The organism is Streptomyces sp. WELS2 (assembly GCF_013870595.1).
Taxonomy (GTDB): Bacteria; Actinomycetota; Actinomycetes; order Streptomycetales; family Streptomycetaceae; genus Streptomyces.
In genome coordinates this window covers 1-1,524 of record NZ_JACBWZ010001184.1, presented here as the reverse complement: position 1 = coordinate 1,524, position 1,524 = coordinate 1, and the positions used below count along the sequence as shown (strand labels likewise).

The 1,524-nt window shown below is 75.3% G+C and carries 1 protein-coding gene; it reads right to left on the bottom strand.

The features are described from left to right. A partial coding sequence (locus tag H5J33_RS34850; RefSeq protein ID WP_181798652.1) for a beta-ketoacyl synthase N-terminal-like domain-containing protein occupies nt 1–1,524 on the bottom strand: 1,524 nt, incomplete at both ends.

The following is a 1,524-nucleotide window of genomic DNA, read 5'->3' as shown; positions in this document are numbered from 1 at the left end:
GTTGGTGCCGCTGATGCCGAAGGAGGAGACGGCGGCGCGCCGCGGCCGGCCGGTGTCCGGCCACTCGGCCGGCTCGGTCAGCAGGGACACGGCGCCCGCCGACCAGTCGACCAGCGGCGTGGGCTCCGCCACGTGCAGGGTGCGCGGGAGCAGGCCGTGCCGCATGGCCTCGATCATCTTGATCACGCCGCCGACGCCCGCCGCGGCCTGGGCGTGCCCGATGTTCGACTTCAGCGAGCCGAGCCGTACCGGGGCCGACTCCGGGCGGTCCTGCCCGTAGGTGGCGATGACCGCCTCGGCCTCGATGGGGTCGCCGAGCCGGGTGCCGGTGCCGTGGGCCTCGACCGCGTCGACGTCGCCGGGAGCGAGCCCCGCGTCCGCCAGGGCCGCCCGGATGACCCGCTCCTGCGAGGGGCCGTTGGGCGCGGTGAGGCCGTTGCTGGCGCCGTCCTGGTTGATCGCGGTGCCGCGGACCACGGCGAGCACCCGGTGGCCGTTGCGCACGGCGTCCGAGAGCCGCTCGACCACCAGCAGACCGACGCCCTCCGCCCAGGACGTGCCGTCGGCCGAGGCCGCGAACGCCTTGGACCGGCCGTCGCCGGCCAGCCCGCGCTGGCGGGAGAACTCCACGAACATGCCCGGCGACGACATCACCGTCACACCGCCCGCCAGGGCCAGCGCCGACTCGCCCGACCGCAGCGAACGCACCGCTAGGTGGAGGGCGGTGAGCGAGGAGGAGCAGGCGGTGTCCACGGTCACCGCGGGACCGACCAGCCCCAGCTGGTAGGCGATGCGCCCGGACAGCACGCTCGGGGTCGTCCCGGTGAGCACATGGCCCTCGACGCTGTCCGGGGCGTCCTGCATCCGCGGACCGTAGTCGAGCGCCGTGGCGCCGATGAACACGCCGGTACGGCTGCCGCGCAGGCCCTCCGCGTCCAGGCCGGCCCGTTCGACGGCCTCCCACGCGGTCTCCAGCAGCAGCCGCTGCTGCGGATCCATCGCGAGCGCCTCGCGGGGCGAGATACCGAAGAAGCCGTTGTCGAACCAGGCGGCGTCGTCCAGGAAGCCGCCCTCGCGCACGGTGCTGTGCCCGCTGCGCCCGGGATCGGCGTCGTACAGCTCCGGGTTCCAGCCGCGGTCGGCCGGGAAGCCGGACACGGCGTCCCGTTCCTCGACCAGCAGGCGCCACAGGTCCTCGGGTGAGCCCACGCCGCCCGGGAAGCGGCAGGCCATGCCGACGACGGCGATCGGCTCCTGGGAGTCGCCGGGCCGGGCCGGCTCCGGCGTCTGTGCCCGCCGCGTCCCGGCCAGGAGCGTGTCCAGCCGCTCGACCAGGGCGTCGGGTGTCGGGTGGTCGAAGAGCAGGCCGCCCGGCAGCCGCAGTCCGGTCGCCGCGGCCAGCGCGTCACGCAGTTCCACCGACATCAGCGAGTCGAAGCCCAGCTCCTTGAACGTGGCGCGCGGCGGCACCTGCTGCCCGTCGGGGTACTCCAGCACCCGGGCGGCCTCCCGCTGCACCAGTTC